Below are 21,586 nucleotides of genomic sequence, written 5' to 3' on the forward strand. Positions count from 1 at the left end.
AGGTAATCCCGTTCTTGTTGGTTCAGGCCGCGCCGTCGAGCGGATCAGGGCCGTATGTGTTGCTGCCAGTCGTTCCGCGCAGAAAGCCCAGCTGAATGATGATATAGAGGCCGTAGATTGCGGCCGCGAAGAAGACGATCGCCAGCGGAAAGCTCGGCGTCGACATCGTCGTACCAGCGACATCGCTACTACTCATGCCGATCCCCAGAGCCTGTACCAGCGCGAGCACACCCGAAAGCCCCATGAATATCTTGAAGTCCTTGGCGCCGCTGTCCCGGTCGTGGCGGCGCTTGATGCCCAGCGACCAGTTTGGCACGAACATGATCACGTAGGCGACCAACTGTCCCCAAGCATCATTCAGCCCCAATGTCCGCAGGACGATATTGAGCAGAATGCTGGCGATCAGCAGGATCATCACCCCAAACCACCAGGTCTTGCGGGAGATACGCCCTTCGGTCGTGGTCAGAAGTGGCACGAGAGTGTCCATGATTTTCCCTCAAAAAATCAGCACGCGGCATGCCGAAATCTCCGACATGCCGCATGTTAGGCGACTCGTGTAGTTTGCACCAGAACGGGTCTAGTCGCGCAGCAGGTCGTTGATGCCGGTCTTGGAGCGAGTCTGGGCGTCGACCGTCTTGACGATCACCGCGCAGTAGAGGCTTGGGCCAGGCTCGCCATTGGGCAGCGGCTTGCCGGGGAGCGAACCGGAAACCACCACCGAATAGGGCGGCACCTTGCCAATATGGATTTCGCCCGTGGCGCGGTCGATGATCTTGGTGGACGCGCCAATAAACACTCCCATGGAGATGACCGCGCCTTCGCCGACGACGACACCTTCGACAACCTCGGAACGGGCGCCAATGAAGCAGTTGTCTTCAATGATGACCGGGCCGGCCTGCAGCGGCTCAAGCACGCCGCCAATGCCGACGCCGCCCGAGATGTGCACGTTCTTGCCGATCTGGGCGCAGGAGCCGACGGTCACCCAGGTGTCAACCATGGTGCCTTCACTGACATAGGCACCCAGATTGACGAAGCTGGGCATCAAGATGACGTTGCGCGAAATATGGGCCGAGTGGCGTACGATAGCCCCAGGCACGGCGCGGAAACCGGCTTCACGGAACTGGCTTTCGCCCCAGCCTTCGAACTTTGTGGGCACCTTGTCCCAGAAGGACGAGCCACCGGGGGCACCTTCGATCAGCTTGTTGTCGTTGAGGCGGAAGGAGAGCAGCACGGCCTTTTTGAGCCATTGATTGACCTGCCAGCTGCCATCAATCTTTTCGGCGACCCGCGCCTTGCCGCTGTCGAGCAGGTTGAGGGCCTCGACCACGGCCTCGCGAACGGGACCCTTGGTGTCGAAACCGATCGAGGCGCGCGCCTCAAAGGCGTCATCAATGGTCTTGGCGAGATCGGTATAAGACATGGCTGGTTCCTCAGAATATGGCGCGCGGACCATAGCGAGACAGTAAGGGGTGTCAATTGGCTAGGGAATGGCGCGACGAGGTGATAGGCCCACACCAACCTCTGGAGAGCGCCATGGCGACGATGTATCTCGTGCAAGCCTTTAAACTGAACGGCAAAAAACTGATCGCAGACCCGGTGCAACAAGCCAAGAGCGAAGAAAAGGCCATTGCCACGGCGGAACGGCTGGCGCCCATGCGCGCAGGCGTTCTGGTGTTTTCGCAAGAAGTCGACATCGAGACCGACGCCTATGATGAGCCGCGCGTCATCCTGCGCATCGGCTCGCTGCCACCGGGCCTGATGGACGGCTGAGCTATTCGCCGCTGGCGGCGGGATAGACGCCCAGAATACGAAAATAGTCGGTGAAGAAGCCCAGTTCCTCGAAGGCATGAATGACGCCCTGATCGTCTGGGTGTCCTTCAATGTCGGCATAGAACTGGGTCGCCGTAAACGCGCCGCCGACCATATAGCTTTCGAGCTTGGTCATATTGATGCCATTGGTGGCAAAACCGCCCATGGCCTTGTAGAGCGCGGCGGGCACGTTGCGGACCCGGAATACGAAGGTTGTCTTGACGTTGCCCCCCTGGGGCGCATGCTTTTCGTCGCGCGAGAGAACCAGAAAGCGCGTGGTATTGTGGTCGGCGTCCTCGATATTGGAAGCCAGCACATCCAGCCCATAGGTCTCACCCGCAAAGCGCGAAGCAATGGCCGCTACCGATTTATCGCCCTTCTGGGCGATTTCGCGGGCCGAGCCGGCGGTATCGACCGCATTGATGGTGCGCAGACCGTGCTCGGTGATGAATTTGCGGCACTGGCCCAGCGCGACAGAGAGTGATTGCACGGCCTTGATGTCGTCCAGCGTGGCGCCAGGCACACCCAGCAAGGTCATCTCGACCCGCAAATAGTGGTCACCAATAATGTGCAGCCCGCTTTCGGGTAGTAAGTGGTGAATGTCGGTGATGCGGCCATAGAGCGAATTTTCAACCGGGACGACTGCAAAATCGGCCTTGCCGGACTGTACCGCGTTGATCGTCTCCTCGAAGGTGACGCAGCCAACCGCATCCTCACCGGGAAAAAGATTATTGGCGGCGGCGTGGCTGAATGCGCCGGGCTCACCCTGAAAAGCGATCTTCTTGGTCATCTGCGGGTCCAATTGCTGTTGGCGCAAAGGCTTTTGGACCCGAGGGGGAGCGGAGTCAATTCGCGCTCGACCGCCATCGCGGACATGCCAGCGGTGGGGAATTGTCGCAGAGCGGGTTTGCATGGTTGCACCTTGCCAGCCTTGCGACTATCTTCCGCCCGCGTCGTGCCCCTCCGTTGAGGCGATTTCCCTATGGGACTATCGAAATTTGAGACGGGTACGACTATCGTCCGCAGGGGATGGACTGGCAGAGAGACCAAATGGATTCTGTTCGAGCTAAACAAGATCATGGGCGCCGTGCTGGGCACGCTGTTGTTCGTCATGGGTGCCGGCTTTGTCGCCGAGGCCATCTATCATCCGATCGAAGACAACGGGCCGGGCTATGCCTTGCCTGAGCCTGAGGCAACGCATGGCGGCGCGCAGGCCGAAGCTGAACCAGAAGTGCCGCTTGGCGTGTTGCTGGCCAGTGCTGACGCCTCCAAGGGCGCCAACTCGGTCAAGAAGTGCCAGTCGTGCCACAATTTCGGCGAGGGTGAGCCCAACAAGCAGGGTCCGCATCTTTATGATGTGGTCGGCCGGCTTGAAGGCAGCGTCGATGGGTTTGCCTATTCCGACGCGCTGCTGGCCCACAATGCCGCTGGCGATGTGTGGAGCTACGAGAACCTCAACGCATTCCTGACCAAGCCCAGCGAGTATGCACCGGGCACCAAGATGAATTTTGCCGGTATTCGCACGCCAGAAGAGCGCGCCAATATCCTGGCCTATCTGCAGACATTGTCGGGTACGCCCGTGGCCTTCCCTGAGCCAGTTGCCGTTGAAGCCGAAGCGGCACCTGCCGCTGACGATCACGCCGCAACCGGCGAAGCTGGTCATGACGCCCCCGCACCGGCTCCAGCTGAAGCCGCACCTGCCGCAGAGGCGCCAGCGCCTGCTCCGGCAGCGGTGATTGAGACGCCAGAAACCACTGCGACCGAAACGCCGGTTGAAGGCACACCAACCACGACTGCCCAGTAAGGCCGTCGCCAGTTGACGTGAATTGCAGAGCCGCGCCCCACAATGGCGCGGCTCTTTTTTGTCTGGAGAAATCTAAATGCTGTTGCTGCACCTGTCCGATGTCGATGAAGCGAGCTGGGCCGAAGCGCTGCGTGCTGCCCTGGGCGACTATCCTGTCGTGCGCCGCGGCGAGGATTACGATCCGGCAGATGTGCGCTATATCTTTGTGTGGAAACCCGAGCCGGAGGCCTTCGACGGGCTGACAGGTCTGCGCGCCATCCTCTCTCTAGGCGCGGGCGTTGATGCCCTGCTCAAGCATCCCGCCCTGCCCGACGCGCCCATTGTGCGCTTCGTCGATGAGGACCTCAGCCAGCGCATGAGCGACTATGTGGTGGCCCATGTCACCATGCACCATCGGCTCTATACCCGCTTCCAGGCCGACCAGAAGGCCAAGCGCTGGAGCCAACTCTATCCACCCGCCGCCTCGGAAACCACGGTGGGCATCATGGGCATGGGTGTACTGGGTCAGGACGCGGCCAGTCGACTGAAGCCTTTGGGCTTTGACTTACGCAGCTGGAGCCGGACGTCCAAGGACATGACAGGTGTCGAGGGCTTTGCTGGCGCCGAGCAGTTCGACGCCTTTCTGGCCGGCACTGACATTCTGGTCAATCTGCTGCCGTTGACGCCCGAGACCACGGGCATTCTGAACACACAGACCTTTGCCAAGCTGCGCCGGGACCGGCTGGCTGGTGGCCCGGTTATCGTCAATGCTGCCCGCGGCGGGCATCAGCGCGAGAGCGATATCGTTGCGGCGTTGCGTGATGGCACACTGGGCGCTGCAAGCCTTGATGTGTTCGAGACCGAACCACTTCCCGCCAGCAGCCCTCTTTGGGATATCGAAAACTGCTACATCACACCGCACATCGCGGCGATCAGCAATGAAGCCACCGGTGTGCGTTACTTCACTAACATCATCAAGCGGCATGAAGCCGGCGAGGCGCTGGTCAATGTCGTGGATCGCCGCCGCGGCTATTAGAACACGCTATAGCTGCAGCGCCCAATACTGGCCGTTGAGGTCGACACCAAATGAATGGTGCCGGTCCTCGCGCACCAGTTCGAAGCCTGCGCTCTGATAGATGCGCCGCGCAGAACTCAGGCAATCCTGCGTCCATAGAATGACGCGGCGGTAACCGGCGGAACGACAAAAACTGATCGCCTCTGCAACCAGTTGCTTGCCGACTCCGCGGCCCCGGAAGGCTGGTTCGACATAGAGCATACGCAATTGGGCAGTGCCTTCACCCTCGCTGGCGGCGGCTGGGATGATGTAGACCGAGCCGGCCACTTCCTTACCCAGCTCCGCGATCCAGAGCGCTTTGGGCGGCGTTTCGGGGGCATCAGCAAACTCACCATATAGTCTGGTGATCAGGGTCTCGAACTCCCCGTTCCAGCCCTGTTCAAGGTGATAGAGAAGACCCTGACGATGGATAAGCCAGCCGAGATCGCCAATACGGTGCGGCCGCAGGGTCAACGGGCTGTCATCGGGCTCGGCGAGCATGGCCTGAATCCGCCGCATTGAGCTGACCAGATCACGTCGCTCGAACTCATCGAGCGGCGTAAGCAGGGTATCGGCTGCGGCCCTGTCACTCATTTCGTTGAAGCGGCGGTACACCGTGTCGCCATCAGGCGTCAGCGCCAAGGGCGCGGCACGCTTGTCGTGACCAGGCGGCAGCAAAGCCACTACACCCCGATCGGTCAGTTTTAGTACCAGTCGGCTCATCTGACCGCGATCCATGCCCAGATGCTCGGCGATGGCAGATGCTGTCGCCGTGTTGCGTCGGCCGAGTTCGTAGATGACCCGCGCTTCAGCGAGCGTGAATGGGCTTTCGTGCATTGACTCGGCAAGCAGACCGATCACCTGCGTGTAGAACCGGTTGAAGGCGCGCACCTGCGCAATGTCCTCGGCTCTTACCGACATGACGGCCTCCCTAGCTGACACTTGGTGTTGTCAGCTAGTTAGTTGTCAAAGTCAACTATCTTGGAAACCGCTGCTTGAGCACGCCATAGACCGCTCGAATGGCCTGATCGGTCCCGCCATGAGAGCGACCAGCCCGCGCTTCGGGCGACCAGCCATAGATATCCAGATGCACCCAGGCGGCGGCCTTGGTGACGAAGCGCTGGAGGAACAGGGCTGCGGTGATCGAGCCAGCAAACCCGCCAGCGCCAGCATTGTTCACGTCAGCAATTCTGCTGTTCATCATGGTGTCGTAGGGCGACCAGAGCGGCATGTGCCAAAGCGGGTCGTCGGATGCCAGGCCGGTCTCCATGAGCAAGCGCGCCAGTTCGTCATCGGCCGTATAAAGTGGCGGCAGTTCGGGACCCAGTGCCACGCGAGCCGCGCCGGTGAGTGTTGCCATATCCAGCAGAAGTTCGGGACTTTCTTCGTCCGCCAAGGCCAGTGCATCAGCCAGGATCAAACGTCCTTCGGCATCGGTATTGCCGATTTCCACTGTCAGTCCCTTGCGCGACGGCAGTACATCGCCAGGTCGGAAAGACGCGGCCGATATGGCGTTTTCTACGATTGGAATAAGCACGCGCAGGCGCAAATTGAGGCCCGCTGAGACAATGGCGTGGGCCAGACCCAACACATTGGCGGCGCCTCCCATATCCTTTTTCATCAGTAGCATGCCGGCGGCACCCTTGATGTCGAGACCGCCAGTATCAAAGGTGACGCCCTTGCCGACCAAGGTCACCTTGGGCGCTGCGGGATCACCCCAACTCAGGTCAATCAGACGTGGCGGCTCGGCCGCAGCGCGCCCTACGGCGTGGATCAACGGGAAATTGGCCTTGAGAAGATCATCCCCAGCAGTCACGGCTATATCCATGCCGCGCGCCTTGGCGAAGTCGCGGATCGCAGCCTCAAAGGCATCGGGCCCCAGATCATTGGCCGGGGTATTGATCAGGTCGCGGGCAATGATGGCGGCTTCGACCAGTCGGTCGATCTCGGCGGCATCAGCGCCGTCAGGCGCGCTCAATGTCGGCGCAGGCCTGGCCGAGCGATAACGATCGAAGCGATAGGCGCCCAGGCGAAAGCCAATGGCCGCCATGGTCGGGTCGCCAAAGGCACCCTCGAGGCAGTAGTGGGCTGCGGGCAGCGCCGTGCCAGCCAGACCGGTGACCAGCGTGGGGCGGTCGGTGGTAGCGCCCATCCCGAACAGATAACTCGTCAGTGCAAATTGCGCATCGGGCACAGGCAACAGGCGGCCGCGCTGTCCGGAGAAATCGCTGGCCTGTGCCCACGCCAATTGCGCGGGCGACAGACCGGCAGAGGCCAGTTCACCCTCCTGCACGCAAACGACAGGAATTGGCTTGGACATGAGCGTGCTCCGCAACTGATTGACGTGGATTTGTAGCGATCAGGCAGAGGCACGGCAACAGCCGAGCCTTAGCTTTAACCGGCTGTTAGGGTTAATGTTTTATTGCTTGAACGCAATGGGCCAAAGCCCAAGACAGACTTTCGCATGGCGGCATTGGCGAATTTTTCGCGCGCCCGACCGTGCCTTGGGAGCCGCCCGTGACGTTCCGCAAAACCCGTTTCAAAGCCCTGCGTCCGCTGCTGCTGGCAGGTGTGGCTATTGTGGCGTTGAGCGGCTGCGCATCCAATCGGGGCAGTGCGCCCTCCCCCGACTATTCGGGCCTTTCCGCCAGCCAGAGTCAGGCTAGCCTGGGCGAACTGGCTGCCCGCTACAAAGCCAATCCGCGCGACAAGAATGTGGTTATCCACTATGCCGCAGCACTGCGTGCCGTTGGCCAGCCCAAGCAAGCCATTGCCGTCCTTGAAGTAGGCATCGACCTACATCCCGGTGATGCCGATATCTCGGTTGCCTATGCCAAGGCGCTGACGGCCGATGGCCGGTTCGACCAATCGCTGACCGTTCTGGACAACGTCATCCGTCCCGACGTGCCTGATTGGAATGCGTTGCTGGTCAAGGGCGCAACCCTGGACCAGCTCGGCCGTAATGGCGAGGCTCGCCAGCTTTACACTCAGGCGTTGACAATTGCACCGAGCGAAGCCTCGATCGAAGCCAATCTGGGTCTGAGCTATGCGATGACCAATGAACTCACCACAGCTGAGCATCACCTGCGCCGTGCCGTGCAGATGCGCGGCGCCAGCAGCCAGATCAGGCAGAACCTGGCGCTGGTTGTCGGGCTGCAGGGTCGCTTTGACGAATGCCGGGCGCTCTATGCGGCCGAACTGCCGCCTGACCAGGTCAACAACAACATGGCCTATGTCCGCGCATTGCTGACTCAGCAGAACCGCTGGGACATGATCGCCAAGAGCTAGGCCTGTCGCGCGGATAGGCGAGTTCACACAAGTTTCCTGACAATCGCAGACTCGGAACGTCCGGCCTCGCCACGGCTGATCGCCTTTAGGCAGCTCCATTGCTGGGCAGGTTTCTTGGCCACGTCCTGCCAGAGCACAATCTGGTGGCTTGTGGCGCCTATCGCAAAATCTATCGACGACTGGAGTCGGGCCGGAACGCCGCAAGGTTGTCTCGCGCCAGCCGGTGCGGCGCAGCTGAGCACATTAGCCGCCGGCGACGCCGCCCGGACCGAATACCTTGATCAGGGCGGGTGCGATGATGACGATGAACAATACTGGCAGGAAAAACAGGATCAGCGGCACGGTCAGCTTGGGCGGCAGGGCGGCAGCCTTCTTTTCGGCATCCATCATGCGCTGCTCACGACCTTCTTCTGCCATGACGCGCAGCGCCTGCCCCACGGAGGTACCGTAGCGGTCAGCCTGGATCAGGGCGGTCATCACGGATTTGACGCCGTCGAGCCCACTGCGGCGACCCAGATTTTCATAGGCGCGACCACGATCCTCAAGGAAGGCCAGTTCGGCCGTGGTGAGCGCCAGTTCTTCGGCAAGTTCGGCACTCTGATGGCCAATTTCGCGACCGACACGCTTGAAGGCATGTTCCATCGACATGCCCGATTCAACACAAAGCAGCAGCAGATCCAGGCAATCGGGCCACGCCGAACGGATCGAAAGCTGGCGCTTGGTTGTGGTGTTCTTGAGCAGAATGCCGGGCAGGAACGAGCCAAGCAGGCCGGCGCCGATCGCATAAACCAGATTGAGGTATAGCGGCCGGTCACCCGGCGACAGCACCAGCACGTAGAATGCCGCGATGGCAAAAATGGCGATGGGCGTAGACAGGCGCATGAACAGAAAGGTGGTCAGATGGCCTTGGCCACGAAAGCCCGCCATAGCCAGCTTGTCGACGGTGGCATCGTCCTGAAATGCCTTTTTGAGGTCGAGTTTTTCGACCACGTTCTTCATGTAGGATTTGGTTTCGCCGGTGCGACGGATGCCCCGCCCCTCAACAACTGCGCTGCCATTACCGCGCAGACGGGCCATTTCTTCGGCGCGCATCTTTTCGCGCTCCAGCGCGACCCGCTTGATGCGGTCCTTCATCTCGGACTTGACGATGAAGCTTGAGCCGAAGGTGAAGACCACCGCCGCCATCGAGATGGCGGCAAGGACGGCGATCAGAAATTCGCGCTTGGCGAGAAGTTCAAAGATAATCATTGGTGCTTCCCCGCGCGATCAATAGTCGAACTTGACCATCTTGCTCATGACAAAAATACCGGCAGAGAGCATGACGACGCCAATGCCCAGCCAGATATTGCCCAGCGTGGTGAAAAACAGGGGAGCCAGATAGGTAGGCGATGTCAGACTGACCAGAATGCCCACCACGAATGGCAGTGAGCCAATGATACCAGCCGAGGCCTTGGCTTCGGAGGACATGGCCTTGATCTTCTGCTTCATCTTCTTGCGGTTGCGCAGCACCTTGGCCAGATTGCCCAGCGCTTCCGACAGATTGCCGCCTGCCTGCTGCTGCACGGTGATGACCACGACAAAGAAGTTCACCTCGGGCAGCGGCACGCGATCCAGCAACACGCCGACCGCCTCGGTCATGCTCATGCCGAAGGCCTGCTGATCCAGCACGCGCCCGAATTCAGATTTTACGGGCTCTTTGGCGTCCTTGGCCACTACGCGAATGGAATCGTTGAGCGGCAGACCGGTCTTGACGCCGCGCACGATGGCTTCGACGGCGTTAGGCAGTTCATCAAGGAAGCGGTCCTGATAGATGCGGCGCTTGCGGTTCACATACATGCGCGGCAGCAGGTAGGCGGCGGCAACGGCAAACACCGGCGCGAAATAGACAGGCACCTGCACAATAATCAGGATGACAAACGCCACGGCGCCGAAGATGACGCTGTTGCGGATAAAAGCCGCTGGCTTGATGGTCATGCCAGCCTGAAACAGCAATTGCTTGAGGCTGACCCGTTTTTTCTGGTTGAGGGCAGCCGTCTGGCTCTTGAGCGTCTGCTGAAGTTCCTTGCGACGCTGGTCGCGCGTACGCGCGGCGTCATTTTCGAGCCGATTGACACGAATATCACCCTGAAACGACTTTAGCCGCTGTTCGGCGCGGCCGCCGCCAATTGCCGAGGGCACCAGCGCAAAGCCGACCGCCCCCACGACGATCATGGCAAGGATGGCAATGACGAGGGGACCAAGCATTCTACGATCCCATGAGTTCTTGATGTTCGGTGTTGGACTTTTCGAGCGCCTCGACCAGATTGGCCTCTTCGTTGAAGTAGCGCGCGCGTTCGGCAAATTGCGGCTTGGTGATGCCGGTGGAGCGGTGGCGCCCCAGCAGCATGCCATTGGCATCTTCACCCATGATATCGTAGAGGAAAATGTCCTGTGTCACGATCACATCACCTTCCATGCCGAGCACTTCGGAGATGTGGGTGATGCGGCGCGAACCGTCGCGCAAACGCGCTGCCTGCACCACAACATCAATGGACGATGTGATCATTTCGCGAATGGTGCGGCTGGGCAGCGAATAACCGCCCATGGTGATCATGGATTCCAAACGTGAGAGGGCTTCGCGCGGGCTGTTGGCGTGCAACGTGCCCATGGAGCCATCGTGACCAGTGTTCATGGCCTGAAGCAGATCGAAGCTCTCGGGGCCACGTACCTCACCCACGATGATGCGTTCAGGCCGCATACGCAGGCAGTTCTTGATCAGGTCGCGCATGGTTATCTCGCCCTCGCCCTCGAGATTGGGCGGGCGGGTTTCGAGGCGAACCACATGGGGCTGCTGCAGTTGGAGTTCGGCGGAGTCTTCGCAGGTAATGACGCGCTCGTCTTTTTCGATGAACGCGGTCAGGCAGTTGAGCAAAGTAGTCTTACCTGAACCGGTACCGCCTGAGATCAGCACATTGGCGCGCACCTTGCCCAGAATGCGCAGCACTTCGGCGCCTTCGGGCGAGATGGAGTTGTATTTGACCAGCTGCTGGAGGGTCAGCTTGTCTTTCTTGAACTTACGAATGGTCAGTGCTGCGCCATCGATAGCGAGCGGTGGCGCAATGACGTTGACGCGAGAGCCGTCTGGGAGACGGGCGTCACATATGGGTGAACTTTCGTCCACGCGACGGCCGACCTGGCTCACGATACGCTGACATACATTCATCAGATGCGCGTCGTCGCGGAAGCGCACATTGGTCAGGCGCACCTTGCCCGCGACTTCGATGTAACAGCGCTGGCTGCCATTGACCATGATATCGGCGATGTCGTCGCGGGCCAGCAAAGGCTCGAGCGGTCCATAGCCAAGCACGTCATTGCAGATGTCTTCGAGCAGGTCTTCCTGCTCGGAAATCGACATGATGATGGATTTGAGCGCGATGATTTCGGCGACGATATCGCGGATTTCTTCGCGCGCGGCGACCTGATCCATGGTCGCAAGCTGGCTGAGATCGATACTGTCGATCAGCGCATTGAAAATCGCCGACTTGGTGTGGAAATACTCCTTGTCGCGCTGGGCCTCGGCAGGTGCGCGCACGTCAACGACTTCTTCCCCGCGCAGGCGCGAGGCCATGGAGTCGCTATCAGCTGACCGGCGCGCCGGTGCCGCGGGAACTTCGGCCCGTGGCGGCGGGCTCTGCACCGGACGCGCGGCTTCGCCGACGCCGGGGGTGTTGCCGCCAAAACTGGTGCGCTTGCCAAACATAGTCATCCTACCGTTTCAGGCTGCCGATGGTCGGTCAGGCCCGCTTCTTGAGGAACGAAGGCAGCTTCATCAGGCTTCCTGACTTGCCTCCGACATGCGCCGCCTGCCGACCTGTTACCTGCATGCCGATGGCGCGATAAATCTCGTTGATCTTGTTGTTGGCAGCGACCTCGGCGATCATCTGACCATTATTGGCCGCCGTGCCGAACAGGGCCGCGTCAAACTGCAGCTGACCGATCAGTTCGCATTCGATCGAGCTGGCAAATTCGCCAGGGCTGATCTCGGGGCGACGTGGCAGACCGACCTTGTTGAGGACCAGCGAAGGCGGATTCTCGGTCGGCCGCAGCGCCTTGATTGTGTCTGCCAGATTCTTGGCATTGCGCAGATTGGCCAGGTCGGGCTCGGCCACGATGACAACTTCATCAATGGTCGCCAGCGTATGACGCACCCAGGCGTTCCAGGCGTGCGGAATATCGAGCACCACGACCGGCATGGTGTTCTGACACATTTCGATGATCTGCTCGAACTCGCGCTCTTCGAAATCGAAGGTGTGGTCGAGCGTGACGGGTGCGGTCAGCAGGTTGATATGGCTGGCGGCCTTGCTCATCAGGCGGTCCAGCATGGTCTGATCGACCTTCTGGTTGGCCGTTACGGCATCGGCCAGCCCGTGTGGCGGGTCCTGATTGAAATTGAGCCCGGCAGTGCCAAACGCCAGATCCATATCGAGGATCAGGCTGTCCTGACGTAGCGCGGTTGCGATGGCCCAGGTCACATTATGCGCGACAGTTGAACCACCCGCGCCACCCTTGGCCGACACAAAGCCCACGGTGCGTCCGATAGGGGCAGCATTCTCGGAGGCAAACAGCTCGGTGATGGCCGACACGATCTGGCTGGCCGTTGCCGGCAGCACAATATATTCGGAAATGCCCGACCGGACGAGATCGCGATAGAGCAGCACGTCATTGACGTGACCCAACACGACCACACGGGTTGAGGCATCGCAGACCTCAGCCAGCTTTTCGAGGGCGCCGAGCATCATGTCGGGCGCGAGCGTGCTCTCGACCACAATCAGATTGGGCGTGGGGTTGGATTTGTAGGTTTCGACGGCCCCGTCAATGCCACCATTGTGCGTGGTCAGTGCGACCTTGGACATGCGGCGGTCATGAATGGCGCTTTCGACCAGCTGGGCAGTCTGGGAGTGTTCGCAGAATGCCTGGATGGTAATGCGCGGAATGAGCCGAGCACCGGTCGCAATCTCTGCTGCCGGCTCATCTGCCTTCTTGGAATCTGGGGTCAGAAAACTCATCGAATCTACTCTCCTTGACCGGGGCTGGTACGCTGTCCCCGTTGCCGCTGACCTGACTGTGTCGGATCAACGGCTCGTCCAAATTGTGTGCCGCAGGGCGTCGTGCTGAAATCGATACTCACTCTTCCCACCTCAGCTCTAATCGAGCACAAAGCCCACTGAACCCGAGAAGCTGCCGCGCATTTCACCGCTGCCGGCGACGCCATAAATGTTCTCAATGCGTCCCAGGAAAATGCCCTCGGCATCACTGGCCACAACCGAGTTGTCGGTCGGAACCGGGATGGAGTTAGCCGGACTTGGATTGACCAGATAGGGCGTGACCAAAATGACCAGTTCAGTCTGTTCAGTCTGGAAATCGCGTGAGCGGAACAGTGCACCCAGAATGGGAATATTGCCCAGTCCGGGTAGCTGATCGATCTGCTGGCGGGAAGATTCCTGCAGCAGACCACCAATGGCCAGCGTCGTCCCCGCAGGCAGCTCAACCGAAGTATTGGCCTGGCGCCGCGTCAGCGAACCATCAGTCTGAGGATCAGATACCGAGGTATCGATCTTGAGCGCGATGACATTGTTGGATTTCACGACCGGCGTAAATTTGAGCTCGACGCCATAGGGCTTGAACAGCACAGAGCGCGTATTGCTGGCGGGATCATAAGTATAATAGGGCAGCTCTCCACCGGCGAGGAACTCAGCTGGCTGGCCAGAAATCGCCGTGAGCGTGGGCTGTGCGAGAATGCGCAGACCGCCGCGCGACTCCAGCGCACGGATCGCAGCGTCGATCTGCAGATCACCGATACCGAAATTGCCCGAAGCGCCGTTGCCGGTGAAGGTCGATGGCGTGGAGGTGTTGTTGAAGCTGAGATTGGCGTTGCCCACACTCAGCGTGCCCGAGAGATTGATGCCGAACTGCTTGGCGACATCGCGCTTCACTTCGGACACTGTCACCTGCAGCATGACCTGCTGCGGGCCGATGACATTGATCAGGCTGCCCGTGCCGCCATCTTTGTCGGACAGATCAGCGGCCAGCGATTCCGCCACGGCCTTGTCCTGCGCCGTCAACACCGTACCGGTGAGCACAAAGTGGGTGACGCCATTAATGGCGTTGTTGGAGAGCGTCTCAACCTTGATATTGGAACCAGGGATCACGCGGGCCAGCGTGGATTCCAACGCGCGTCCCACCTCGGAAGCAGGTTCGCGCACATCGAGATCGAGCACCGAGATGGTGCGGCCGGCATCATCGATAAAGAACACATTGGTGCTGCCGGCCTGTACGCCCTGCAGAATGGCTCGGGTGCGGGTGCGCATGATCGCGGCCGCCACGTTGGGTTGGCTGACCACCACTTCGGCTACGCCGGCGGGCAGGTCCACCAGCATGGACTTGTTGACCTCAATTTCCACCGACCGGGTCGCGCCGTAGGCAGCAGATGAGATCGTCAATTGGGTCTCACCAGCCGTTACAGGTGCCGTCACAATTGCAGCCCCTGCCAGCAGTGCTGCCAAGGCTGGTGCAATGAGCCGGCTGGTCGCGGAACGGGGGAGATGGTTCAAAAACGTCTTCATATTCTTCTCCACCCTACTCGGACCCGTTCTCGGACTGATTGCCCGTCTCGGCGAGCTGCACCTGTCCGGCGCTGCCTGCCATCACGCTCTGCTCTTTGCCAAAGCGGAAAACGCGCACGGTCTGGTTATTGCTGGGGAGCTGCGCCAGGGCATCTTCCCCAAAATCTGCGATTGAGCGCAGCGTGAGGGAGAGTTGGCCCCGGGTTGCTGCATTGATCAGGGTTTCGGCCTGACTTGGATTGAGTTCGATTGTGGCGATCGCACCATCATCGAAAGTGATGGGTTGTGGCGTGCCGCCAGCCGCAACGTTTTCCTCAGACTGGCCGCCGCTGGCACCCACTTCGCCGAGGCGCTTGCCTATGGCAAGGATGCGCACATTGGCCAGGATCACCTCGGAGCGCTCGCCCACTTCGGTGGCTGTCGTGAGAACCACATCGACATGATCGTTTGGTACGATGAAGCCGCCGGCGCTCGATACGGCGCTGACACCCACAGAGACACCGCGCATGCCTGGCGAGAGAACCGCCGACAGGTAACCCTGATCGGCGCTGACCAGCTTGGCCTCGCGGATAGGCTCGCCGGGGAAGAATTCGTAACGGGCCACGGCGCCGGTCAGGTCTGCCGGGGCATCGGGCATGGCCGAGATGGTCACATAGTCAGCGCGCAGGGCGCCTTCTGGCCAATCCTGCCATTCCACGGTTTCCTGATTGAGTCTTTCACCAACGCCGATCGGCAATTTGGCGACCAGAACCTGAGTCTTGGCCTCTTCGATAACCTGGGTGACCTGCTGCGGCTCGGGCGCCTGACCACCGCCACGCGTGACCAAAAAGGCAGCGAGGCCGCCGGCCACAAGGGCTACTAGCAACAAGATAATACGCGCCGGCTTCATGACTCACTCCGGTTGTACTCAGGGCAACAATGCCCAATTCGACCGAGTGAACCTTGCGCCCAAAGGGTCAAAGTTTGGTTAATCGGAGCTTTGCGAACTCAGTTAACAATAAGTAAATTTTGCCGATTTACGAAAAGCACGCAGCAAGACGCGGCGGATACTTTATACCCACACGCTCAAATTTGAAAAATGAAGTAATCAGGCGGCCAACAGTGCGAAAATCGCGGAGTTGGCATAAGTCATCAGCCCTGCAAGGGCCAGCGCGACACCATAAGGAACACCCGACTTGGGGTCACGAAGACGTTCGAGCCAAGCATAGCGAGTGAAGATTGGCATGAGCGGCAAGCGACGCAGTCCTAGAATCATCAAGGTGAGCACCCCGCCAAACAGCGCCGAATAGACAAGATAGGGGACAATCAGCGCGAATCCGAGCCAAAGCGCCGTTGCTGCGGCCAGTTTGGCATCGCCGCCACCAATCCAGCCGAGGGCGAACAGGGCAAAGCCACCACACAGCACCGCCAGTGCACACATGACATGCATCCCCAGCAGTTGCAGGGGAAGCTGCACAGCCAGAGCAATGATGAAGAACGCCGCGGTGATTGCCAGCACCAGCTTGTTGGAGATCTTCATGGTGAGAACGTCTGACGACGCGGCCAGCGCCATACCGGTGGGAAACAGCAATAGGGCGATGGTGGACAACATGAAGCGCTCCTGGTGGGCGATCGCCCTGCGCGCTCAACTTGTCGAATGGGCGTTAAGAAAGCTCAAAAAAGAAAACGGGGAGAGTGCAAGCACCCTCCCCGTCCGAATATTGGTAGCTGACTTACCCGTCAGCGGTCATCGCGACCGCTTATGGCAGGTTGTTGCCGAGCTCGTTCGAGATACCGTTGAACAGGTTGCCAAGGCTGCCGCCGAGAGCGGTAGCGGCAACGATGATGCCAACAGAAATCAGAGCGGCGATAAGGCCGTATTCAATTGCGGTCGCGCCGGACTCGTCCTGCGCGAAACGTGCGAAGAGGTTCATTCCCAGACTCCATTTATTACGTCATCAAGAGACGCCATCGTTCGACACGTCACACATCGAACATTGGGCGAAGCTAGGCCGTAGTCCTTGAAAATAGGTTAATCCGGGCCAGCAATCCCGAGATACCGCCATGCAAACAGCTTATGGTTACCAGATATTTAACGGTTTATATTGTATTGCAACAATATAATTACGCATATCTTCTGCTGTATATTTAAACACGCCTCTTCTTTTCACAACTTGCTCCAAGCGCTGTTTGATAAGGTGATGTCAGCCTCTGTCGCGGCTGGAGTTTATGCTGGCGTATGACGCTCCAGCGTTGTTTGCCAATTATTCACCATTCGGGGGGAAAATGGCCCCATTGAGTATCAGTACTGCCGGAAGAAGCCATGCGCCCCCATCTCGCTGCCGTCGTCGCCCTCTGCATGACATTGGGAACTGCTCTGAGCACGGCGCCTGCGCTGGCGGTAGATGGGGCAGCCATCAATGTAAACGTGAACATGGCACGTATTCTGCGTATTAATGCTTCAGCAGCAACTGTGATCGTCGGCAATCCCGGCATTGCTGACGTCACGATCCAGGACCCCCAGACACTGATCCTGACCGGCAAGAGCTATGGCCAGACCAATCTGATTGTGCTGGACAGCGTCGGTAACCCAATTGCCGACACCATGATCGAAGTGGTGCAGATGCAGGCGGGGGTGACCACGGTTTACCAGGGTCTGGCACGCACCAGCCTCGCATGTGCGCCGGTGTGTCAGAACATCATCATGATGGGCGACGACCCGGGGTTCTCGGGCCAGGCGGTAGCTTCGTCTAGCCTGGTTGAAGCCATGGGCAACTGATCTGGGCGCTTTAACCGGACATTAACCGCATACGCAGTTGTCAGCCCTTTCGGCCCCACTCCTAACCTTCAGTTAGCCATGCACCGTTAGCGTTGCCCTCTAGCAAGAAGGCACGGCTAATGGCCACTCTATTGGGAAGATTGATCAGACGGGTTTGCCGTCGCAAGGCAGGCGCTGCATTGCTGCGCAATGAGCGCGGCACCACCGCAGTGGAATTCGCGCTGCTCGGCCTGCCCTTCTTCATGATCATCGGTGCTATTCTGGAGACCTCGGTGGTGTTCCTGTCCAGCCAAGTGCTGGAAAGTGCGGTTCAGGACACTAGCCGACTCATTCGCACCGGCCGGTCCCAAGGCACCATCACCACAGCCGCTGAATTCAAGACCAAGGTCTGCGATCGCCTATTTGGGCTATATGGCGATTGCAGTGGTCTCCATGTCGAAGTCTCGACCATCAACGATTTCGCCTCGGCGGCAATTTCACCGCCCGTGGACTGGACCTGCGAAGTCGATTGCACCTGGAGCCGGCCCGAGACCTATGTGGCAGGCAAAGGATCGAGCATCGTTGTGGTGCAGGTCTATTACAAATGGCCCATCCTTTTGTCACTGGGCGAGATGAGCCTGGCCAATCTGCCCGGGCAGAAACGCCTGCTGGCGACATCCACCGTGTTCCGCAGCGAGCCGTACAGCTAATGGGTGTTCGCTCAAAACTGCTGCAGCGCCTCCGCCGATTCAAGCACGCCGAAGCCGGTGTTGCTGCGGTTGAGTTCGCCATGATCCTGCCCATCATGCTGATGCTCTATATTGGCATGGTCGAGGGCAGCACCCTGATCTCTATGGACCGCAAGGTGCAGACGGTATCGGGCGCCGTGGGCGATCTGGTGGCCCGTATTGATGGCAATATCAGCGCGAGCATGCTCAACGACTACGTCAAGATCGCCAGCGGAATCATGACACCCTACCCGGTCGACAATCTGGAGCAGATCGTCTCACAGGTATACGTCAACAATAGCGGCCAGGTCACCGTGGATTGGTCAAAGCGCTATCTCGGCCAGACCCCCAAGGCGTCTGGTGCGCATGCATCTGGATCCAGCATTCCCTTGCCTCCCGAAATCCTTGCAATCGCCAAGGGGCAGTATGTGATCGTGACCGAGGCGGCATTGTCCTACTCGCCACTGTACGGCATCGTCTTTGACACAGCGGTCAATCTGTCACGAGAGAACTTCTTCATGCCGCGGTTTCGTGAACGGATCGTGCTGAACTAGTGCACTTGCACCGTCCCTGAGTGCGTGTCACAAGCCGGGCAAGATCCCTCCATCCGGCAGATTCAGCATGACCGATACGCTCGTTCCCGTATTCGACCTTGGCGGCGTTTTCGTCGACTGGAACCCGATGTACCTATTCCGCAAGCTCTTCGAGACTGAAGAGGATGCATTATGGTTCCAACAGAATGTCTGCACGCTGGACTGGAATCTGGAATTCGATGCCGGCGAGATCTACTCTGAAGGCGTGGCCAAACTGATCACGCGCTTTCCCAAATACTGGCGCGAAATCCAAGCCTATGACCTGCGCTGGAAAGAAACCCTGGGCGGCTTTATCCAGGGCACGATCGACATTCACGATGAACTGGTCGAGCAGGAAATCCCGACCTTTGCGATTACAAATTTTTCGTGGGAGAAATGGGTGAGCTGCCTGCCTGAGTGGCCGTTCCTCGAGAAATTCGATGGGGTGATCGTCTCGGGTCTGGAGGGTCTGGTCAAGCCGGACCCGCGGCTCTACCGCGTGTTCAGCGAGCGATATGGCATTGCCGCAGAGAATTGCGTGTTCATCGATGACAGCGAACCCAATATCATCTCGGCCCGCAAGTTCGGCATGCATGGCATCCACTTCAAGGACCCGATCATGCTGCGCAAGGAACTGATTACGCTGGGGCTGCCGCTCAAAGCGAAATAGGACAAACGAAAAACCCCGGAGCGATCCGGGGTTTTGTGTCTATCGGCCTAGCCGAAGCGGCCACCCTTCTGGATGACCTCGATCTGGTAGCCATCGGGGTCGGCAATGAAGAAGAAACGCCCCACCAGTTCTTCGCCGTTCCTGAAATCGACCAGCTTGCGCGGGCTGAGACCAGCCGCGTCCAGCCGCTCATGCTCGGCATCAAGGTCATCGACCACGACAGCGAGATGGCCATAGCCATCGCCCAGATCATAGGGCTCGGTGCGGCCGATATTGACCGTCAGCTCTAGCTCAAAACCGCCCGTTTCCGGGTCGTTGAGATAGATCAGGGTGAACTCGGGAAAAGCAACGCGATCCACGACCTGCAGGCCAAAGGCACGGTGATAAAACTCGACCGACCGCGCCTCGTCGAGGACGCGGATCATCGAATGGACAAGCTTGGCCATGGCGAGGGATCCTATTTGGTGCCGTACATGCGGTCGCCAGCATCGCCGAGGCCGGGGATGATATAGCCCTTTTCGTTGAGCTTCTCATCGATGGAGGCGGTAAAAATCGGTACGTCGGGGTGAGCTTCGGTAAAGCGTTGGACACCTTCGGGCGCAGCCAGCAGGCAGAGGAAGCGGATATTGTTGGCGCCGCGTTCCTTGAGCTTTTCGATAGCAGCAGTTGCCGAATTGGCAGTCGCCAGCATGGGGTCGACTACGATGATCAGGCGATCTTCGAGGTTGGATGGTGCCTTGAAATAGTACTCGACCGGCTGCAGCGTTTCATGGTCGCGATAAAGACCGATATGGGCCACACGCGCTGCGGGCACGAGATCGAGCATGCCATCGAGCAGACCGTTGCCAGCACGCAGGATGGAGGCGAATACCAGCTTCTTGCCCTTGATGGTGGGCGAATCCATCTGCGCCATCGGCGTCTCGATGGGGATCATCTCGAGCTCCAGATCACGCGTGACCTCGTAGCACATGAGATGGGCGATTTCGCGCAACAGGCGGCGGAAACCCGCAATCGAGGTCTCCTTGTTCCGCATGATGGTCAGCTTGTGCTGAATCAGGGGGTGATCGATGACGGTTACGTTGCCGCGCACTGGGTTCATGAGATCACCTGCCTTATTGTTGTACTAGAGAAAGCTCTTGCCGTGGCTGCCGGGCACGAGACCCAGCCAATGGGCTATGCTTTCGCCAATATCTGCGAACGTGGTTCGAATGCCAATCTCTGACTGCCCCAGGCTTGGGGAAAAGACAAGGATGGGAATCTGTTCGCGGGTATGATCGGTGCCGGTCCAGGTCGGATCATTGCCATGATCAGCGGTGAGCACCAGCAAATCATCGTGGCGCAAGGCTGCGATCATTTCCGGCAGGCGGCTGTCAAAGTATTCGAGTGCAGCGGCATAGCCTGGCACGTCACGGCGATGACCATACTCGGAGTCGAAATCGACGAAATTGGTCATGACAAAAGCGTTGTCGGCAGCCATTTCCATGGCCTCAAGGGTCTTGTCAAAGAGCTGCGGCAGTCCTGTGCCCTTGATCTTGTGGGTAACACCATGGCCAGCATAAATGTCGGAGATCTTGCCAATGGCATAAACCTGATGACCCGCCGCCTGATTACGATCAAGCAGGGTCGGCTCGGGCGGGGCAATGGCGAAGTCGCGCCGATTGCCGGTACGCTTGAAGCTCGCAGCGTCTTCGCCCACGAATGGCCGGGCGATTACACGGCCAATCATCAATGGCGCCGTCAGTTCAAAGGCGATCTGGCATATCTCGTAAAGGCGTTCGAGGCCGAAATGGCTCTCATGGGCCGCAATCTGGAATACCGAGTCGATCGAGGTGTAGCAGATGGGTTTGCCGGTGCGGATGCTCTCTTCGCCCAGCTCAGCGATGATGGTGGTGCCCGAGGCGTGCTTGTCGCCCAGAATGCCGGGCAGCTTGGCACGTTTGATGAATTCTTCGATCAGATTAGGCGGGAAAGTCGGCTCGGTGTGGGGGAAATAGCCCCAGTCAAACGGTACCGGCACGCCAGCGATTTCCCAATGTCCCGAGGGCGTATCCTTGCCGTTGCTGACCTCGCGGCCTACGCCGAAACGGCCACCTTTGGCAGTGGCTGACAGCCCCGGCGGCAATGTGCCAGTCGAAAGTTTGATGGCCGCGCCGATTCCCAACGCATCCAGATTGGGCACATTGAGTGGTCCGGAACGCAGGCCTTCGAGATCTGCTTTGCCGGCATGGGCCCATTCGGCGATGTGGCCAAAGGTATTGGAGCCAACATCGCCATATTTGTCAGCGTCGGGGGCACCGCCGATACCGACGCTATCAAGAATGCACAGAATAGCGCGTGGCATGG

Annotated in this window: 24 protein-coding genes; 8 read left to right on the forward strand and 16 right to left on the reverse strand. The window is 59.3% G+C overall.

What is annotated here, in order from left to right:
- Positions 1-22: 22 nt before the first annotated feature.
- A complete protein-coding gene (locus tag AC0L37_RS15670; protein WP_212659558.1) occupies positions 23-487 on the reverse strand; it encodes a DUF805 domain-containing protein in 465 nt (154 codons plus the stop codon).
- Between the two features lie 90 nt (positions 488-577).
- Positions 578-1,420, reverse strand: a complete 843-nt coding sequence (gene dapD / locus AC0L37_RS15675; RefSeq protein WP_282222700.1) for a 2,3,4,5-tetrahydropyridine-2,6-dicarboxylate N-succinyltransferase — start codon at positions 1,418-1,420, stop codon at positions 578-580.
- Between the two features lie 113 nt (positions 1,421-1,533).
- On the opposite strand from dapD, the gene AC0L37_RS15680 reads away from it, so the two are divergent.
- Positions 1,534-1,770: a hypothetical protein gene (locus AC0L37_RS15680; protein ID WP_212659556.1), complete on the forward strand. Its 237-nt coding sequence runs from the start codon at positions 1,534-1,536 to the stop codon at positions 1,768-1,770.
- A gap of 1 nt (position 1,771) precedes the next feature.
- Here AC0L37_RS15680 and AC0L37_RS15685 read toward each other — a convergent pair whose 3' ends face one another.
- Positions 1,772-2,599, reverse strand: coding sequence for a prephenate dehydratase (locus tag AC0L37_RS15685; protein ID WP_212659555.1), 828 nt, complete (start codon positions 2,597-2,599; stop codon positions 1,772-1,774).
- Positions 2,600-2,887: 288 nt separating this feature from the next.
- Between AC0L37_RS15685 and AC0L37_RS15690 the strand changes: the two genes are divergently transcribed.
- Together AC0L37_RS15690 and AC0L37_RS15695 are read left to right on the forward strand one after the other, a co-directional pair.
- Entirely contained in the window at positions 2,888-3,613 is a 726-nt protein-coding gene (locus tag AC0L37_RS15690; RefSeq protein WP_473313303.1) for a c-type cytochrome, read from the forward strand.
- A gap of 76 nt (positions 3,614-3,689) precedes the next feature.
- Positions 3,690-4,628, forward strand: coding sequence for a 2-hydroxyacid dehydrogenase (locus tag AC0L37_RS15695; protein ID WP_282222698.1), 939 nt, complete (start codon positions 3,690-3,692; stop codon positions 4,626-4,628).
- Positions 4,629-4,634: 6 nt separating this feature from the next.
- Here AC0L37_RS15695 and AC0L37_RS15700 read toward each other — a convergent pair whose 3' ends face one another.
- On the reverse strand, positions 4,635-5,567 hold the full coding sequence (locus AC0L37_RS15700) for a bifunctional helix-turn-helix transcriptional regulator/GNAT family N-acetyltransferase (protein ID WP_282222697.1): 933 nt from the start codon (positions 5,565-5,567) through the stop codon (positions 4,635-4,637).
- A gap of 55 nt (positions 5,568-5,622) precedes the next feature.
- The gene (locus AC0L37_RS15705; RefSeq protein ID WP_282222696.1) at positions 5,623-6,966 is read right to left on the reverse strand and encodes a leucyl aminopeptidase family protein; all 1,344 of its coding nucleotides are present in this window, start codon (positions 6,964-6,966) and stop codon (positions 5,623-5,625) included.
- 197 nt (positions 6,967-7,163) lie between these two features.
- On the opposite strand from AC0L37_RS15705, the gene AC0L37_RS15710 reads away from it, so the two are divergent.
- Positions 7,164-7,934 (forward strand): tetratricopeptide repeat protein, encoded by a 771-nt coding sequence (locus AC0L37_RS15710; RefSeq protein ID WP_282222695.1) that lies wholly within the window; start codon positions 7,164-7,166, stop codon positions 7,932-7,934.
- A 243-nt stretch (positions 7,935-8,177) separates the two neighbouring features.
- On the opposite strand, the gene AC0L37_RS15715 is transcribed toward AC0L37_RS15710, so the two are convergent.
- From AC0L37_RS15715 to AC0L37_RS15750, 8 genes are all read right to left on the reverse strand, one after another.
- Positions 8,178-9,182: a type II secretion system F family protein gene (locus tag AC0L37_RS15715; RefSeq protein WP_212659549.1), complete on the reverse strand. Its 1,005-nt coding sequence runs from the start codon at positions 9,180-9,182 to the stop codon at positions 8,178-8,180.
- Between the two features lie 18 nt (positions 9,183-9,200).
- Complete coding sequence (locus AC0L37_RS15720; RefSeq protein ID WP_212659548.1) at positions 9,201-10,178, reverse strand: type II secretion system F family protein; 978 nt, start codon at positions 10,176-10,178, stop codon at positions 9,201-9,203.
- Between the two features lies 1 nt (position 10,179).
- The gene (locus AC0L37_RS15725; protein ID WP_249327906.1) at positions 10,180-11,673 is read right to left on the reverse strand and encodes a CpaF family protein; all 1,494 of its coding nucleotides are present in this window, start codon (positions 11,671-11,673) and stop codon (positions 10,180-10,182) included.
- A gap of 34 nt (positions 11,674-11,707) precedes the next feature.
- Positions 11,708-12,979, reverse strand: coding sequence for a CpaE/TadZ family protein (locus AC0L37_RS15730; protein ID WP_212659547.1), 1,272 nt, complete (start codon positions 12,977-12,979; stop codon positions 11,708-11,710).
- A 138-nt stretch (positions 12,980-13,117) separates the two neighbouring features.
- A complete protein-coding gene (locus AC0L37_RS15735) occupies positions 13,118-14,536 on the reverse strand; it encodes a type II and III secretion system protein family protein (protein ID WP_269370661.1) in 1,419 nt (472 codons plus the stop codon).
- Positions 14,537-14,549: 13 nt separating this feature from the next.
- Complete coding sequence (gene cpaB, locus AC0L37_RS15740; RefSeq protein WP_282222694.1) at positions 14,550-15,425, reverse strand: Flp pilus assembly protein CpaB; 876 nt, start codon at positions 15,423-15,425, stop codon at positions 14,550-14,552.
- A gap of 198 nt (positions 15,426-15,623) precedes the next feature.
- The gene (locus tag AC0L37_RS15745) at positions 15,624-16,127 is read right to left on the reverse strand and encodes an A24 family peptidase (RefSeq protein WP_473313317.1); all 504 of its coding nucleotides are present in this window, start codon (positions 16,125-16,127) and stop codon (positions 15,624-15,626) included.
- A 148-nt stretch (positions 16,128-16,275) separates the two neighbouring features.
- A complete protein-coding gene (locus AC0L37_RS15750; protein ID WP_212659543.1) occupies positions 16,276-16,449 on the reverse strand; it encodes a Flp family type IVb pilin in 174 nt (57 codons plus the stop codon).
- Positions 16,450-16,838: 389 nt separating this feature from the next.
- On the opposite strand from AC0L37_RS15750, the gene AC0L37_RS15755 reads away from it, so the two are divergent.
- From AC0L37_RS15755 to AC0L37_RS15770, 4 genes are all read left to right on the forward strand, one after another.
- A complete protein-coding gene (locus tag AC0L37_RS15755; RefSeq protein ID WP_212659542.1) occupies positions 16,839-17,294 on the forward strand; it encodes a pilus assembly protein N-terminal domain-containing protein in 456 nt (151 codons plus the stop codon).
- Positions 17,295-17,434: 140 nt separating this feature from the next.
- Positions 17,435-17,983: a TadE/TadG family type IV pilus assembly protein gene (locus tag AC0L37_RS15760; protein WP_473313320.1), complete on the forward strand. Its 549-nt coding sequence runs from the start codon at positions 17,435-17,437 to the stop codon at positions 17,981-17,983.
- The gene (locus AC0L37_RS15765) at positions 17,983-18,555 is read left to right on the forward strand and encodes a TadE/TadG family type IV pilus assembly protein (RefSeq protein ID WP_282222692.1); all 573 of its coding nucleotides are present in this window, start codon (positions 17,983-17,985) and stop codon (positions 18,553-18,555) included. The genes AC0L37_RS15760 and AC0L37_RS15765 overlap by 1 nt, the downstream gene beginning before the upstream one ends.
- A 67-nt stretch (positions 18,556-18,622) precedes the next feature.
- Entirely contained in the window at positions 18,623-19,243 is a 621-nt protein-coding gene (locus tag AC0L37_RS15770; protein ID WP_282222691.1) for an HAD family hydrolase, read from the forward strand.
- Between the two features lie 47 nt (positions 19,244-19,290).
- Here AC0L37_RS15770 and AC0L37_RS15775 read toward each other — a convergent pair whose 3' ends face one another.
- The 3 genes from AC0L37_RS15775 to AC0L37_RS15785 are packed head-to-tail and all read right to left on the reverse strand — an operon-like array spanning position 19,291 to position 21,584.
- Positions 19,291-19,689 (reverse strand): VOC family protein, encoded by a 399-nt coding sequence (locus AC0L37_RS15775; protein WP_282222690.1) that lies wholly within the window; start codon positions 19,687-19,689, stop codon positions 19,291-19,293.
- Positions 19,690-19,700: 11 nt separating this feature from the next.
- Complete coding sequence (gene upp / locus AC0L37_RS15780; protein ID WP_212659537.1) at positions 19,701-20,342, reverse strand: uracil phosphoribosyltransferase; 642 nt, start codon at positions 20,340-20,342, stop codon at positions 19,701-19,703.
- A gap of 24 nt (positions 20,343-20,366) precedes the next feature.
- Positions 20,367-21,584 carry a phosphopentomutase gene (locus AC0L37_RS15785; RefSeq protein WP_282222689.1) on the reverse strand — a complete coding sequence of 406 codons (1,218 nt, stop codon included), beginning with the start codon at positions 21,582-21,584 and terminating at the stop codon, positions 20,367-20,369.
- Positions 21,585-21,586 lie beyond the last annotated feature (2 nt).

This window comes from Devosia sp. J2-20, assembly GCF_055808475.1.

Excerpts from the sequence above, each read along its gene's own strand:
- AC0L37_RS15670 (WP_212659558.1), bottom strand. The coding sequence starts at position 487 with ATGGACACTCTCGTGCCACTTCTGACCACGACCGAAGGGCGTATCTCC.
- dapD (WP_282222700.1), bottom strand. The coding sequence starts at position 1,420 with ATGTCTTATACCGATCTCGCCAAGACCATTGATGACGCCTTTGAGGCG.
- AC0L37_RS15680 (WP_212659556.1), top strand. The coding sequence starts at position 1,534 with ATGGCGACGATGTATCTCGTGCAAGCCTTTAAACTGAACGGCAAAAAA.
- AC0L37_RS15685 (WP_212659555.1), bottom strand. The coding sequence starts at position 2,599 with ATGACCAAGAAGATCGCTTTTCAGGGTGAGCCCGGCGCATTCAGCCAC.
- AC0L37_RS15690 (WP_473313303.1), top strand. The coding sequence starts at position 2,888 with ATGGGCGCCGTGCTGGGCACGCTGTTGTTCGTCATGGGTGCCGGCTTT.
- AC0L37_RS15695 (WP_282222698.1), top strand. The coding sequence starts at position 3,690 with ATGCTGTTGCTGCACCTGTCCGATGTCGATGAAGCGAGCTGGGCCGAA.
- AC0L37_RS15700 (WP_282222697.1), bottom strand. The coding sequence starts at position 5,567 with ATGTCGGTAAGAGCCGAGGACATTGCGCAGGTGCGCGCCTTCAACCGG.
- AC0L37_RS15705 (WP_282222696.1), bottom strand. The coding sequence starts at position 6,966 with ATGTCCAAGCCAATTCCTGTCGTTTGCGTGCAGGAGGGTGAACTGGCC.
- AC0L37_RS15715 (WP_212659549.1), bottom strand. The coding sequence starts at position 9,182 with ATGATTATCTTTGAACTTCTCGCCAAGCGCGAATTTCTGATCGCCGTC.
- AC0L37_RS15720 (WP_212659548.1), bottom strand. The coding sequence starts at position 10,178 with ATGCTTGGTCCCCTCGTCATTGCCATCCTTGCCATGATCGTCGTGGGG.
- AC0L37_RS15725 (WP_249327906.1), bottom strand. The coding sequence starts at position 11,673 with ATGTTTGGCAAGCGCACCAGTTTTGGCGGCAACACCCCCGGCGTCGGC.
- AC0L37_RS15730 (WP_212659547.1), bottom strand. The coding sequence starts at position 12,979 with ATGAGTTTTCTGACCCCAGATTCCAAGAAGGCAGATGAGCCGGCAGCA.
- AC0L37_RS15735 (WP_269370661.1), bottom strand. The coding sequence starts at position 14,536 with ATGAAGACGTTTTTGAACCATCTCCCCCGTTCCGCGACCAGCCGGCTC.
- cpaB (WP_282222694.1), bottom strand. The coding sequence starts at position 15,425 with ATGAAGCCGGCGCGTATTATCTTGTTGCTAGTAGCCCTTGTGGCCGGC.
- AC0L37_RS15745 (WP_473313317.1), bottom strand. The coding sequence starts at position 16,127 with ATGTTGTCCACCATCGCCCTATTGCTGTTTCCCACCGGTATGGCGCTG.
- AC0L37_RS15750 (WP_212659543.1), bottom strand. The coding sequence starts at position 16,449 with ATGAACCTCTTCGCACGTTTCGCGCAGGACGAGTCCGGCGCGACCGCA.
- AC0L37_RS15755 (WP_212659542.1), top strand. The coding sequence starts at position 16,839 with ATGCGCCCCCATCTCGCTGCCGTCGTCGCCCTCTGCATGACATTGGGA.
- AC0L37_RS15765 (WP_282222692.1), top strand. The coding sequence starts at position 17,983 with ATGGGTGTTCGCTCAAAACTGCTGCAGCGCCTCCGCCGATTCAAGCAC.
- AC0L37_RS15770 (WP_282222691.1), top strand. The coding sequence starts at position 18,623 with ATGACCGATACGCTCGTTCCCGTATTCGACCTTGGCGGCGTTTTCGTC.
- AC0L37_RS15775 (WP_282222690.1), bottom strand. The coding sequence starts at position 19,689 with ATGGCCAAGCTTGTCCATTCGATGATCCGCGTCCTCGACGAGGCGCGG.
- upp (WP_212659537.1), bottom strand. The coding sequence starts at position 20,342 with ATGAACCCAGTGCGCGGCAACGTAACCGTCATCGATCACCCCCTGATT.
- AC0L37_RS15785 (WP_282222689.1), bottom strand. The coding sequence starts at position 21,584 with ATGCCACGCGCTATTCTGTGCATTCTTGATAGCGTCGGTATCGGCGGT.